The sequence below is a fragment of the Streptomyces sp. NPDC001933 genome (assembly GCF_042890955.1).
GTDB lineage: Bacteria > Actinomycetota > Actinomycetes > Streptomycetales > Streptomycetaceae > Streptomyces.
Window position 1 is genome coordinate 432926 of the sequence record NZ_JBIASS010000001.1, and the last position, 11798, is coordinate 444723.

Annotated in this window: 12 protein-coding genes; 5 read left to right on the forward strand and 7 right to left on the reverse strand. The window is 72.9% G+C overall.

Annotated features, from left to right (window positions below; all coding sequences use genetic code 11):
* Positions 1 to 19 precede the first annotated feature (19 nt).
* From ACFYY7_RS01850 to ACFYY7_RS01860, 3 genes are read right to left on the reverse strand one after another with little or no spacing between them, the layout of a single operon-like run.
* Positions 20 to 1369 carry a carboxyl transferase domain-containing protein gene (locus ACFYY7_RS01850; protein WP_388655749.1) on the reverse strand — a complete coding sequence of 450 codons (1350 nt, stop codon included), beginning with the start codon at positions 1367 to 1369 and terminating at the stop codon, positions 20 to 22.
* On the reverse strand, positions 1362 to 2822 hold the full coding sequence (locus tag ACFYY7_RS01855) for an acyl-CoA synthetase (RefSeq protein ID WP_388655751.1): 1461 nt from the start codon (positions 2820 to 2822) through the stop codon (positions 1362 to 1364). The genes ACFYY7_RS01850 and ACFYY7_RS01855 overlap by 8 nt, the downstream gene beginning before the upstream one ends.
* A gap of 27 nt (positions 2823 to 2849) precedes the next feature.
* On the reverse strand, positions 2850 to 4058 hold the full coding sequence (locus ACFYY7_RS01860) for a nitrate/nitrite transporter (protein ID WP_388655753.1): 1209 nt from the start codon (positions 4056 to 4058) through the stop codon (positions 2850 to 2852).
* A gap of 148 nt (positions 4059 to 4206) precedes the next feature.
* Between ACFYY7_RS01860 and ACFYY7_RS01865 the strand changes: the two genes are divergently transcribed.
* Positions 4207 to 4638 carry an Lrp/AsnC family transcriptional regulator gene (locus ACFYY7_RS01865; protein ID WP_266733210.1) on the forward strand — a complete coding sequence of 144 codons (432 nt, stop codon included), beginning with the start codon at positions 4207 to 4209 and terminating at the stop codon, positions 4636 to 4638.
* Here ACFYY7_RS01865 and ACFYY7_RS01870 read toward each other — a convergent pair.
* The 4 genes from ACFYY7_RS01870 to ACFYY7_RS01885 form a co-directional block, all read right to left on the reverse strand.
* A complete protein-coding gene (locus ACFYY7_RS01870; RefSeq protein ID WP_388655755.1) occupies positions 4616 to 6217 on the reverse strand; it encodes a GAF domain-containing protein in 1602 nt (533 codons plus the stop codon). The two genes, ACFYY7_RS01865 and ACFYY7_RS01870, sit on opposite strands and share 23 nt — an antisense overlap.
* A gap of 22 nt (positions 6218 to 6239) precedes the next feature.
* Entirely contained in the window at positions 6240 to 7277 is a 1038-nt protein-coding gene (locus ACFYY7_RS01875) for a rod shape-determining protein (RefSeq protein WP_388655757.1), read from the reverse strand.
* Positions 7278 to 7459: 182 nt separating this feature from the next.
* Positions 7460 to 8020 (reverse strand): hypothetical protein, encoded by a 561-nt coding sequence (locus ACFYY7_RS01880; RefSeq protein ID WP_351251354.1) that lies wholly within the window; start codon positions 8018 to 8020, stop codon positions 7460 to 7462.
* Between the two features lie 25 nt (positions 8021 to 8045).
* Positions 8046 to 8528 (reverse strand): MarR family winged helix-turn-helix transcriptional regulator, encoded by a 483-nt coding sequence (locus ACFYY7_RS01885; protein ID WP_388655759.1) that lies wholly within the window; start codon positions 8526 to 8528, stop codon positions 8046 to 8048.
* Between the two features lie 151 nt (positions 8529 to 8679).
* Here ACFYY7_RS01885 and ACFYY7_RS01890 point away from each other — a divergent pair, with 151 nt between their 5' ends.
* The 4 genes from ACFYY7_RS01890 to ACFYY7_RS01905 all read left to right on the forward strand — a co-directional run bounded on the left by ACFYY7_RS01890 (position 8680) and on the right by ACFYY7_RS01905 (position 11781).
* Positions 8680 to 9699 carry an NADP-dependent oxidoreductase gene (locus ACFYY7_RS01890; RefSeq protein WP_376627866.1) on the forward strand — a complete coding sequence of 340 codons (1020 nt, stop codon included), beginning with the start codon at positions 8680 to 8682 and terminating at the stop codon, positions 9697 to 9699.
* Between the two features lie 89 nt (positions 9700 to 9788).
* On the forward strand, positions 9789 to 10217 hold the full coding sequence (locus ACFYY7_RS01895) for an organic hydroperoxide resistance protein (RefSeq protein WP_388655761.1): 429 nt from the start codon (positions 9789 to 9791) through the stop codon (positions 10215 to 10217).
* A gap of 117 nt (positions 10218 to 10334) precedes the next feature.
* On the forward strand, positions 10335 to 11150 hold the full coding sequence (locus ACFYY7_RS01900) for an EI24 domain-containing protein (protein ID WP_388655763.1): 816 nt from the start codon (positions 10335 to 10337) through the stop codon (positions 11148 to 11150).
* 22 nt (positions 11151 to 11172) lie between these two features.
* Positions 11173 to 11781 carry a LysE family translocator gene (locus ACFYY7_RS01905; RefSeq protein WP_114244376.1) on the forward strand — a complete coding sequence of 203 codons (609 nt, stop codon included), beginning with the start codon at positions 11173 to 11175 and terminating at the stop codon, positions 11779 to 11781.
* Positions 11782 to 11798: the final 17 nt, after the last annotated feature.

Consider the following 11798-nt stretch of genomic DNA (forward strand, 5'->3'; position numbering starts at 1 on the left):
GCCCTGACCCGCCCCCGCCTCATTCCCGGGGCGGCCCCACCACCGAGCGGGCGAAGCCCAGCTCCACCAGGTCCTGGGGGCGCAGCCGCAGCTGGTCGGCCGTGGCACGCACCTCGTCCGGGGCGCGCTTCAGGATCGCCGCGGCCAGTTCCGGGGCGATGACCGAGAAGTAGCTGTCCCGGGTGACATGGGTGTTCTCCGGTGCCGCGAGCGCCAGCGCGCCGCCCGAACCGCCCTCTCCGATCACCAGCGTGGTGACGGGGACCGTGGCCTCGGCCATCGCCGTGAAGGCGTCGGCGATGGCGGCGCCCGCGCCCGCCCGCTCCGCCGCCGCGTCGTTGGCTGCGCCCGGGGTGTCGATCAGGGTGAGCACCGGGACGCCGAGCCGGCCGGCCAGCCGTATCGCCCGTGCCGCCGTGCGGTAACCGGCCGGGAGGGTCGCGGTGCCGCACTGGGCCACGTACGCGATCGAACGGCCCTCGCGCCGCCCGAAGCCGCAGAGCAGCCCCGGGTCCGTACCGCCGCACCGGTCGCCGACGAGCGGGAGGCGGTGGTCGAAGTACGCGTCCAGATACGCCTCGGCGCGCGGCCTGGCGGCCGAGCGGGCCTGCCGTACCGCGTCCCAGCCGGTCACCGGGAGGCCGGTGGCGGACAGGGCGTCCGGCACCGGGGCGGGCGCTGCGGGGGAGTCCGGGGCGTGCAGCGCCCGCAGCCAGTGGGCCACCGTCTGCGGGAGCTCGTCCGGCGGGACGACCGCGTCGATCTGGCCCGCGGCCAGCTGGCCCTCGGCGGTGTACGCGTGGGGGTCCGCGTCCGGCGGCCGTACCCGGGAACCGGCGAACCCGACCTGGGCGCCCGGCAGCGCGAGGATCACATCGGCGCCCGCCCCCAGCGTGGCCCAGCCGCCGCCCGTCGTCGGGTCGCGCAGGACCGCGAGCTGGGCGGGGCCCGCCGCCCGCAGCCGTGCCGAGGCACGGGCCACCCGCTGGAGCTGGGTCAGGGCGACCATGCCCTCCTGCATCCGGCTGCCGCCCGTCGCGATCAGCGAGACCAGCGGCAGTCCCCGCCTCCGGGCGGCCTCGTACGCGGCCACCAGCCGGTCCCCGGTGCGCTGCCCCAGCGAACCGCCCAGGAAGCCGAACTCGAACGAGACCAGGACGCAGTGCCGGCCGCCGAGCGAGGCGAGGCCGTGCACGACGGACTCCTGCTCGCCGGTCCGGGCGGCGGCACGGGCCCGGGATTCCGCGTACCCGGCCCAGGAGAGCGGCCCGTCCCCGGCGCTGTGCGGAGCACCGGTGCCGGAGGTGAGCTCCTCGAACTCCGTGGTGAGGGCCGCGATCGCGGCCCGCGCGCCCATCCGGTCAGCCATGGAGCGACCGCTTCATGATCTTGCCGAGGTCGTTGCGGGGCAGCGCGTCCAGGTAGCGGACCGTGCGCGGGCGCTTGTGCGGGGACAGCTGGGCGGCCACATGGTCCGCGAGCTCCCGCTCGGACGGTGGCGCGGCCGGGTCGGCAGGCACCACCCAGGCGACGATCCGCTCGCCCAGGTCCGGGTCCGGTTCACCGGTGACGGCGGCCTCGCGGACACCGGGGTGGTCCAGCAGCGCGTTCTCGATCTCCCCGGCGCCGATCTTGTAACCGCCGCTCTTGATCAGGTCGGTGGCCTTGCGCCCGACGATCCGTACGTAGCCGTCGGCGTCCCGGGTGGCCATGTCCCCGGTGCGGAACCAGCCGTCCTCGGTGAGTGCGGCGGCCGTGGCGTCGGGGCGGTTCAGATAGCCGGTGAAGAGGTTCGGGCCGCGCACCTGGATCTCGCCGATGGTGTCGGGGCCGCCGTCCCCGGACAGGACGGTGCCGTCCTCCTCGACCAGGCGGAGCTCCACGCCGAGCAGGGGTGCGCCGACCGTTCCGGGGCGCGGCTCGCCGTCGGCGCGGACGCCGGTGTTCATCAGGGTCTCCGTCATGCCGTACCGCTCGATGACCCGGCGGCCGGTGGCCGCCGCGATCCGCTCGTGGTCGTGCACCGGCAGCGCGGCCGACCCGGACACCAGCAGCCGGGCGCCGGCCAGCGCCTTTGCCAGACCCTCCGCGCCGGGGCCGTCGAGGGCCTCGGCCAGCCGGTGGTACATCGTCGGCACGCCGAAGAGCATGGTGCCGCCGGACGACAGCTCCCGGGCCACCCCCTCGGTGGAGAACCTGCCCAGGTGGCGCACCGATCCGCCCCGGCGCAGCGGCCCGAGCACGCCCAGGATCAGGCCGTGCACATGGAACAGCGGAAGGGCGTGCACGAGCACGTCGTCGCCGGTCCACTGCCAGGCGTCCTCCAGCGCGTCGAGCGAGGCGGCGATCGCCCGCCGGGGCAGGATCGCGCCCTTGGGCGGGCCGGTGGTGCCGGAGGTGTAGACGACCAGCGCGGGGGACTCGGGGGAGGGCTCGGGGAGCGTGGCGAGGGCGCCCCCGGCGGCCGTGTCGACGTCGATGCGGTCCAGCGCCTCCAGCACCGGCGGGAGCGTGTCGCCCGCCCCGGCCAGCACCATGGCCGGTTCGCTGTCCGCCACGATGTGGGCGAGTTCGCGCGTCCCCGTCTTCGGGTTGAGCGGAACCGCCGGCACCCCGGCGTGCAGCGCGGCCACGACGGCGACCACCGTCTCGGGGGTGGGGGTGGCCCAGACCGCGACCCGCCCGGCACCGGCGATGCGCGCGGCGAGCGCGGCGGAGGCAGCGGCCAACCGCTCGTAGGTCATGGTGTGTTCGCCGAACCGGGTGGCTTCCCGGGTCGAACCGTCATCCGGCACAGAGAGAAGAGGAGTCACCCACCGCACCTTATGGGCTGCGCCAAACGAAAGACCCTAGTCCCGCTGGAGTCCCCGCATGCGGCCATACGCGTACACGCACCCCGCCAGGGCCAGGTCGGACAGCAGCATGAAGCCGATCGAGTACGAGCCCTTCGCGCTGTAGATCGCGCCCATCACCAGCGGTGGGACGAAACCGCCCAGGCCGCCCATCGCGCCGACGATCCCGGTCACGCTGCCCACCTTCGCCTGCGGTGTCACCTGCGAGACCAGGGCGAAGACGCTGCCGCTCGCGGTGCCCAGGCCCGCCGCCATGCAGAGCAGCGCGATCGTGCCGCCCGGGGCCAGCCGCGGGTCGAAGGCCTGGACGATCGCCATCAGGGCGGCCAGGCCCAGCGCCGCCGCCGTGACCACGGCCGGGTGCACGCGGTCCGAGAGCCAGCCGCCGATCGGCCGGAAGACGACCGTGACCAGGGCGAACCCGGCTGCCTTCGTGCCGGCGTCGGTGGGCGACAGGTCGTACCAGGTCTTCAGGTACGTGGGGAGATAGACGCCGAACGCGACGATTCCGCCGAAGCCGATCGCGTACAGCGCGGACAGCTCCCAGGTGACCCGCAGCCGTCCGGCGTCGGCCAGCCGGTGGCCGAGCGAGTCGGTCGGCACCGGGCGGCCCGGCCGGTCGCTGACCAGCACCGCGGCCAGCGCCGCGTACACCACGAGGGCCGCCGCGACGACCAGGTACGGCAGGTTCTCGCCGTGCCCGGCGATCCTGGGGGTGAAGTACCCGGACAGCGCGACACCGCCCATCCCCATGCCGAAGATCCCGAGCGCCAGGCCCCGCTTGGCCGGCGGGAACCACGAGTTGACCAGCGGGATGCCGATCGCGAACGTGGTGCCGCCCAGGCCCAGCAGAAAGCCCACGGCGAGCATCGCGCCGTAGGAGTCCCGCGCCGGGATCAGCAGCAGTACGGGCACGATGGTGAGCGCCGAGACCAGCGGGAACATCAGCCGTGCACCGTACTTGTCGGTGAGCGCGCCCGCCGGGATCCGGCCCAGCGAACCGACCAGTACCGGCACCGCCACCAGCAGCGACTGCTCGAACGAGGTCAGCCCCAGCCGTTCCTTGTAGTCCCCGGACAGCGGCGCGATCAGGTTCCAGGCCCAGAAGGTGAGCCCGAAGCCGATCGTGGCCATCACGAGATTGCGATAGGCAGCCGCGGACGGCGCGTCGACCGTTGCGGGGGACTGCTTGACGGCTGTATCCACCCCCTCAGTCAAGGGCGGGCACCCGCCCCGGGCCTGCCGGAATGCGCCATGCGGGTCACCCGCGGCCCGGGGGCCGGGTACGGGGACGGGGTACCTTCGGACGTGACTCGCACAGTCACGAACCGGACAAAGCTGCGACAATCGCAGTATGGACCGGCTGGACAGAGAAATCCTCGGCATCCTCCAGGAGGACGCCCGGATCTCGTACCGCGATCTGGGCGTACGGGTCGGGCTCAGCGCCAATGCGGCGGCCGACCGGGTGCGCAGGCTGCGCCGCGACGGTGTCATCCGCGGCTTCACAGTGATCATCGACCCGGCCGCGGACACCCGGACCGGCCTCGTGGTCTTCATCGACGTGACGCTGCGGATGGACACGACCAACGAGGTGTTCGAGCGGGCGGTGCTCGCCCTGCCCGGCATCACCGAGGTGGTCCATGTGACCGGCGGCCACGACTATCTCGTACGGGCCACCGTCGCCGACACCGCCGCCCTGGACGGGCTGCTGCGCAGGCTGAAGCGGGAGGCCGGGGTCGCCCACTCCAACACCCGGGTCGCGCTCAGAGCGGCGCCTGCCAGGTGACGGCCTTCGACTCCGAGCCGTCCTCGGCGCAGCCGTCGTCGGTGACCGTCAGCCGGACCGCGGCCCGCCCGTCCGCCAGCTCGGCCGTCGCGTCCACCGCCACCTCGATCGCCGACACCCCGGCCCGCCGGTGCGCGGTCGCGAGCGCGCTCCGCAGCGCGGCGAGCAGCTGCCGGTCCACGGGATCCCGGACCAGCGCGTCGACCGCCCCGGTGAACTGCACCGACGGCGGGAAGCCGAGCACGGCGGCGGCGCCCGCGGTCTCCCGCAGCACCCGGCCGCGGAAGGTGGCGGGGGCCTCGGCGGGCGGCTGCTGGAGGGCGAAGATCGCCGTTCGTACCTCCTGAATGGTGGAGTCCAGCTCGTCGACGGCCCTGCCGAGCAGCTCGTCGGTGTCCGGGGCGGCGGCCCTGCGGCGGGTCGACTCCAGCATCATCTCGGTCGCGAACAGCCGCTGGACCACGAGGTCGTGCAGATCGCGGGCGATCCGGTCCCGGTCCTCGTACACCGCGAGCTGCTCCCGGTCGTGCCGGGCGTTCGCCAGGACCAGCGCCAGCGCGGCCTGCGAGGCGAACTGCGTGGCCAGCAGCCGGTCCACGGCCGTGTACGGGCGGTCGCCGCGCCGCCGGGGCAGGGCGAGGGTGCCGATCAGCCGCCCGCCGCTCTGCAGCGGCAGCATCATGCTGGGGCCGAACCGCGACCGCACATGCGTCGTCATCCGCGGATCGGTCGCCGAGTCCTCGATGAACACCGGTTCCCCGCCGAGCAGTTGGACCAGCACCGCCGAGCCGGGCGCGATGGCCGTACCGACGATCCCGGCCGGGTCGTCGAGCGTGGCGGCGGTGACGATCTCCATCCCGCCCTCCTCGTCGGGCTGGAGGATGACCCCGGCGCAGGCGTCGGCGAGCTTCCTGGCCCCTTCGGCGACGGTCATCAGCGCGTCGGCCGCGCTCCCGCCGGTCAGCAGCGCGGTGGTGACGGCGGCCGCTCCCTCGATCCAGCGCTCCCGCTGCCGGGCCGCCGCGTACAGCCGGGCGTTGGCGATCGCGCCGCCTGCCTGGGCGGCCAGCGCCCTCAGCACCGCCGCGTCCGAGTCGGTGAAGCGGCCGCTGTGCTTCTCGGTGAGGCAGAGGTTGCCGAAGACCTGGTCCTGGACCCGGATCGGTGTCCCGAGGAAGGACCGCATCGCCGGATGGCCGGGCGGCATCCCGCCGGTCCGCGGGTCGGCGGTCAGATCGTCGCGGCGCAGCGGGTCCGGCCCGTCGGCCGGTGCGCCGAGCATTCCCGGGTGCCCGTCCGGGAACCGGCCGATCCGCTGCCGCTCGGCGTCGTCGAGCCCCGTGGTGTACAGCTCGCCGATGGTGCCGCGCTCCGGGTCGAGCACGCCGAGCGCGCCGTACCGGGCCCCGGTCAGCGTCGTGGCGGTGTCCACGATCTGCTGGAGCATGACCCGCAGTTCGAGATCGGAGCCGATGCTCAGCACGGCTTCCAGAAGCATCGACAGCGGCGGTTTCTCCGGGGCGGGGGCCGCGGCCGGGGCCGCCCCGGACGGTCCCGCGTCCGTCGTCTCGTCGGTCATGCGCCGCACCCCCGGGGTGTGTTCAGCAGGCGATCGGGTCGAGGACCAGCGGCTCGATCTTCCCGTCCAGCATCGCACCGAGCCCCAGCACCGCGCAGACGTCCGGCCGCTCCGCGATGTGGACCGGCATTCCCGTCGCGTCCCGCAGCATCTGGTCGAGGCCGGGCAGCAGCGCGCTCCCGCCGACCATCATGATTCCGCAGTCCACGAGGTCGGCCACCAGATCGGGCGGGCAGTCGCGCAGGATCGTGCCCAGCCCGTCCAGCACCGCGGTGAGCGGGGCGTGGATGGCCTGCCGTACCGCGGCGGTGTCCACGTGCACCGAGCGGGCCAGTCCGGTCGCCACGTCACGGCCGTGGATCTCGGTCGTGGCGGGCCCCTTCGAGGTCAGGCCGCTGCCGCTGAGCGCCAGCTGCAGGGGGCGCACGGACTGGCTCGGCAGCATCAGCTCGTGGTGCTGACGCAGATACTGGATCACCGTGTGATCGATGGCGTCGCCGCCCACCGGGATGCGTACGGCGCTCACGATCGAACCGAGCGAGAGCACCGCGATCTGGGTGGTCGCCGCCCCGCACACCATGATCATGGTGGCGGTCGGCTGCTCGACCGGCAGTCCGCAGCCGACGGCCGCCGCGATCAGGGTGTCGACCAGCTCGACCCGCCGGGCGCCGATCCCGACCATCGTCTCGACGGCGGCCCGCTGGGCGAGCGGATCGCTGTCGTGCGGGGTGCAGGCGGCGGCCCGCAGCCGGGGCTTGCGGCGCAGCTGCCGGCGGAGCTTCTCGCCGAGCAGATGGCGGAGCATGCGCTGGGCCATCTCGATGTCGATGACGGTCCCGCCGGTGACCGGCCGGGTCACCCTGATGTAGTCGGGGGTGCGGCCCGTCATCTGTTCGGCGAGCGCGCCAACAGCGATGAGCGACCCGGTACGGGTGTTCACCGCGGCGACGCTCGGCTCGTCGACGACGAGCCCGAGGCCCTTGACGTACACCCGGGTCCGGGCGGCCCCGAGGTCGACGGCGACATGGCAGCGGCGCAACTGCTCAAGACTGACGGTCACGGCAGGTCTCCCGGGAACGCGGAAGGTGGCACCGGCGGCAGCCGGTTCTGTCCCGCAATCGTGCGCCGTTCGGAGGCATGGCGCGCGTTGGGATGCGCCGTAGGAGGGGCCTGCGGGACCGTCCCCGGCTGACGGGCCGGCAGAAGGGGCGCGGCACGCGGAAGAAGCGCGGTACGCGGGAATCAGCCCGGCAGCAGCCGCTGGAGGAGTCCCCAGGTGAACTCGGCGACGTACGGCTCGCCCGTGCCCGGATCGGTGATCGCGAGCGCCCACCGGGCCGGCGCGCCGCCCTCCATCGGACGGGCCGGCGCGAAGGCCCGCGCCACCTCGTCGACCGTGCCCGACCAGGGGCGGAGGTCCTCGGCCGTGCGCAGCTCGGGGCCCGGCGCCCCCGGCGCCCGCACCAGCCACTCGTTCCACACCGCGCCGCCCGGCGCGACCATCACCTCGAACCACAGGTCCGGCCACAGCACCGTCCGCCAGCGCAGCGCGTCGCACTCCAGGTCGCCGACGGTGCGGCGGACGGACGACACGGGTTCGCCGAGCACCGAACGGTAGCGGCGCAGCGCGCCCCGCCCGCCGGGCGCCCGCACCATGGCCTGCCAGCGGCGGTTGGCCTCCCGCATCTCGGCGGTCGAGGCGCCCAGCTCGTGCCGGGCGTCCTCGACGAGGCCGGGCTGGTGGTCGGCCATCCGGCGCAGCAGGACGAGCTGGAACTCACGGGGGCCGAAGGGCGCGGTCATGGCCTCAACGGTTCCACACTCGCGATCACGGCTTCAACGGTTCCACGCCGGGACCCTGACCGCCCTGACCACCGGACGGCCCCGGCTCGCCCAGCATCCGGCGCAGCAGGTCCCGCAGCATCGTCCGGTCCTCGTCCGACAGCTCGGCCAGCGGCTCCCGGGCGAAGGTGAGCGAATCGCGCAGCTGCCGCGCGGTCCGGGCGCCCAGCTCCGTGGGAGCGGCCAGCTTCACCCGCCGGTCGGCCGGATCGGGCCTGCGCTCCACCAGGCCGCGGGTCTCCAGCCGGTCGACGATGCCGGTCACGTTCGACGGCTCGCACTTCAGCTTCTGGGCGATCCTGCGCATGGGCATCGGCTCCAGCGAGAGCAGCCCCAGCACCCGGGCCTGGGCGCCGGTGAGCGAGTGGGCTGCCGCCGCCTCGTCGTACTCCTCGTAGTAGCGCGCCACGACGGTACCGATGAGCTCGACGACTTCGAGAGTCAGAGGATCTGTGCGGGAGGTGGCCATGACACCCAGGATAGCCGGTTGCTTGACAACATGAAATATTCAGGAGCATGGTTGTTTCACCACCTGAAGTATTTCGCTCCCCCTGGTGCGGCCCCCACCGCCCGGCCGGAGTTTCCCCCACCTCGTAGGACATTGAGGAGAACCCGAGCCCATGTCAGCAGCACTTCCCACGTCCGGCCGTGAATGGCACCTCGTCGCCCGCCCCCACGGCTGGCCGAAGGCCGAGGATTTCGCGCTGCGTGAGGTCCCGGTCGCCGCTCCCGGCGAGGGCCGTGTCCTCGTCCGCAATCTGCACTTCTCGGTCGACCCGTACATGAGGGGCAGGATGAACGACGTGAAGTCGTACACCCCGCCCTTCAAGCTCGACCACCCCATGGACGGCGGAGCGGTCGGTGAGGTCATCGCCTCGAACGCCGACGGCTTCGCGGTCGGCGACCACGTCCTGCACGGTCTCGGCTGGCGCGAGTACGCCGACGTCCCGGCCAAGCACGCCGTGAAGGTCGACGCCTCGCTCGCCCCGCTCTCCGCCTACCTCGGCGTGCTCGGCATGACCGGGCTCACCGCCTACGCGGGCCTCTTCGACGTCGCCTCCTTCAAGGAGGGCGACGCCGTCTTCGTCTCCGGCGCGGCCGGTGCGGTCGGCAGCCAGGTCGGCCAGATGGCGAGGATCAAGGGCGCCTCGCGGGTCATCGGCTCGGCCGGCTCCGACGAGAAGGTCAAGCTCCTCGTCGAGGAGTACGGCTTCGACGCCGCCTTCAACTACAAGAACGGCCCGGTCGCCGACCAGCTGCGCGAGGCCGCCCCGGACGGCATCGACGTCTACTTCGACAACGTCGGCGGCGAGCACCTCGAAGCGGCGATCTCCTCGCTCAACCTGCACGGCCGCGTCACCGTCTGCGGAATGATCGCCCAGTACAACGCGACCGAGCCGACCCCCGGCCCGCGCAACCTCGCCCTCGTCATCGGCAAGCGGCTGCGCATCCAGGGCATGCTCGTCGCCGACCACGCCGACCTCCAGCCGCAGTTCGTCCAGGACGTCGCCGGCTGGCTGGCCTCGGGCGAGCTGAAGTACCGCGAGACCTTCGTCGAGGGCATCGAGAACGGCTTCGACGCCTTCCTCGGTCTGCTGCGCGGAGAGAACACCGGGAAGATGATCGTATCCCTCGCCTGACAGCCGTTCCGGCGGACCGGTTAGGCTCAATCACAGGCCGTCGCGATCGTGGGCGCGAGTCGCGGCGCACAGCAGGAGGAACACCCAGCATGACCATTCAGGACATAACCGTTGCGTACACCGCCGTCGCCACCGCCGAGAACGGCCGTGACGGCCGCGTCTCGTCGGACGACGGCAACCTCGACGTCGTCGTCAACCCGCCGAAGGCCTTGGGCGGAAGCGGCGCGGGCACCAACCCGGAGCAGCTCTTCGCGGCCGGCTACAGCGCCTGCTTCCAGGGCGCGCTGGGCGTGGTGGCCCGCCAGGAGAAGGCGGACATCACCGGCTCCACGGTGACCGCCGAGGTCTCCATCGGCAAGACGGCCGAGGGCGGCTTCGGCCTGGAGGTGGCGATCAGCGCCACCATCCCGAACGTCGACAAGGCCACCGCGCAGTCGCTCGTCGAGAAGGCCCACCAGGTGTGCCCGTACTCGAACGCCACTCGCGGAAACATCAAGGTCGAGCTGTCGGTCGCCTGACCGCCCGCCCACCCGCAACAGCCGAGGGCCGCACTCCCGGGGGGAGTGCGGCCCTCGGGCGTGTCCGCGACAACCACCCGCCCGACGGCGCCCCTTCGCCACCAGTACGCTGACGCCATGCGTGATCTAGGGGCGGGCTTCGGCTACTTGGTAAAGGGACAGCGCTGGGTCGGCCGGCACGGACGCTGGTTCGGCTTCGGACTGCTGCCCGGACTCGTCACGCTCGTCCTGTACGCGGGCGCCCTGGTCGGCCTCGGCTACGGCGCTGACGACCTGGTGGACTGGGCGACCCCGTTCGCCGACGACTGGTCCTCGCCCTGGCTCGGCCTGCTCCGCAACACCCTGACCGTGCTGGTCTTCGGCCTCGGACTCTTCCTCGCCGTGATCACCTTCACCGCCGTGACCCTGCTGGTCGGCCAGCCCTTCTACGAATCGCTCTCCGAGCAGGTCGACCGCACCGAGGGCGGCGCGGTCCCCGAGTCCGGGCTGCCGCTCTGGCGGGAGCTGTGGATCTCCGCCCGCGACAGCGTCCGCATCCTGGCGCGGGTGGGGCTCTACTCGCTGCTGCTCTTCGGCCTCGGGTTCATCCCGGTGATCGGCCAGACCGTCGTCCCCGTGATCGGCTTCTGCGTCACCGGCTACTTCCTCGCCGAGGAACTCACCGCCGTCGCGCTCCAGCGCCGCGGCATGGCGCTGAAGGACCGGCTCGCCCTGCTGCGCGGCCGCCGCATGCTGACCCTCGGCTTCGGCGTGCCGCTGGGGCTCGCCTTCCTGGTCCCGTTCGTCGCCGTGCTCCTGATGCCGGGTGCCGTCGCCGGAGCGACTCTGCTGGCGCGCGACCTGGTGCCGACGGACGAGTACGACGACGGGGACGGGGACGAGGACGGGGTCCGGGACGACGCCCCCGCCCCGTACACCCTCGACAAGGACTGAGGACCGAGGAGATCATCCGCCCATGACCGAGCTCATCGCCGTCGCAGTCATCACCGTCCTGGCCGTCATCAGTCCGGGCGCGGACTTCGCGATGGTCATCCGCAACAGCTATCTCTACGGCCGCACGACGGGGCTCATGGCCGCCGCCGGGGTCGCCGCGGGCGTACTCGTCCACGTCACGTACACGATGCTCGGCGTCGGGCTGCTGATCGCCTCGTCCACCGCCCTGTTCACCGCGATCAAGCTGGTCGGCGCCGCCTATCTCGTCTACATCGGGCTGCGCACCTTCTTCGCCCGCGGCGATCTCGACGTCGACCTGGAGTCCAAGCCGCAGCTGACGCGGTTCGGGGCCCTGCGCACCGGCTTCCTCACCAACGCGCTGAACCCCAAGACCACGCTCTTCGTCGTGTCGACCTTCACCCAGGTCGTCGGGCCCGGAACCAGCGTGTGGCAGCAGGCCGGCTACGGGTTGTTCATGTCCGCCGCCCACTTCGGCTGGTTCGCCCTGGTCGCGCTGTTCTTCTCGAACTCGCGCCTGCGCACCTCGATGCTGAAGTGGCAGAAGGCCCTCAACCGGGGCATCGGGTCGGTGCTCGTCGGACTGGGCGTCACCCTGGGCCTGGCCCGCTGAGCGACGCCCCCCGGACC

What these genes read in the sequence shown, in the direction of transcription:
- ACFYY7_RS01850 (WP_388655749.1), bottom strand. Translation starts at nt 1,369, where the DNA reads ATGGCTGACCGGATGGGCGCGCGGGCCGCGATCGCGGCCCTCACCACG.
- ACFYY7_RS01865 (WP_266733210.1), top strand. Translation starts at nt 4,207, where the DNA reads ATGGACCGGCTGGACAGAGAAATCCTCGGCATCCTCCAGGAGGACGCC.
- ACFYY7_RS01870 (WP_388655755.1), bottom strand. Translation starts at nt 6,217, where the DNA reads ATGACCGACGAGACGACGGACGCGGGACCGTCCGGGGCGGCCCCGGCC.
- ACFYY7_RS01880 (WP_351251354.1), bottom strand. Translation starts at nt 8,020, where the DNA reads ATGACCGCGCCCTTCGGCCCCCGTGAGTTCCAGCTCGTCCTGCTGCGC.
- ACFYY7_RS01885 (WP_388655759.1), bottom strand. Translation starts at nt 8,528, where the DNA reads ATGGCCACCTCCCGCACAGATCCTCTGACTCTCGAAGTCGTCGAGCTC.
- ACFYY7_RS01890 (WP_376627866.1), top strand. Translation starts at nt 8,680, where the DNA reads ATGTCAGCAGCACTTCCCACGTCCGGCCGTGAATGGCACCTCGTCGCC.
- ACFYY7_RS01895 (WP_388655761.1), top strand. Translation starts at nt 9,789, where the DNA reads ATGACCATTCAGGACATAACCGTTGCGTACACCGCCGTCGCCACCGCC.
- ACFYY7_RS01900 (WP_388655763.1), top strand. Translation starts at nt 10,335, where the DNA reads ATGCGTGATCTAGGGGCGGGCTTCGGCTACTTGGTAAAGGGACAGCGC.
- ACFYY7_RS01905 (WP_114244376.1), top strand. Translation starts at nt 11,173, where the DNA reads ATGACCGAGCTCATCGCCGTCGCAGTCATCACCGTCCTGGCCGTCATC.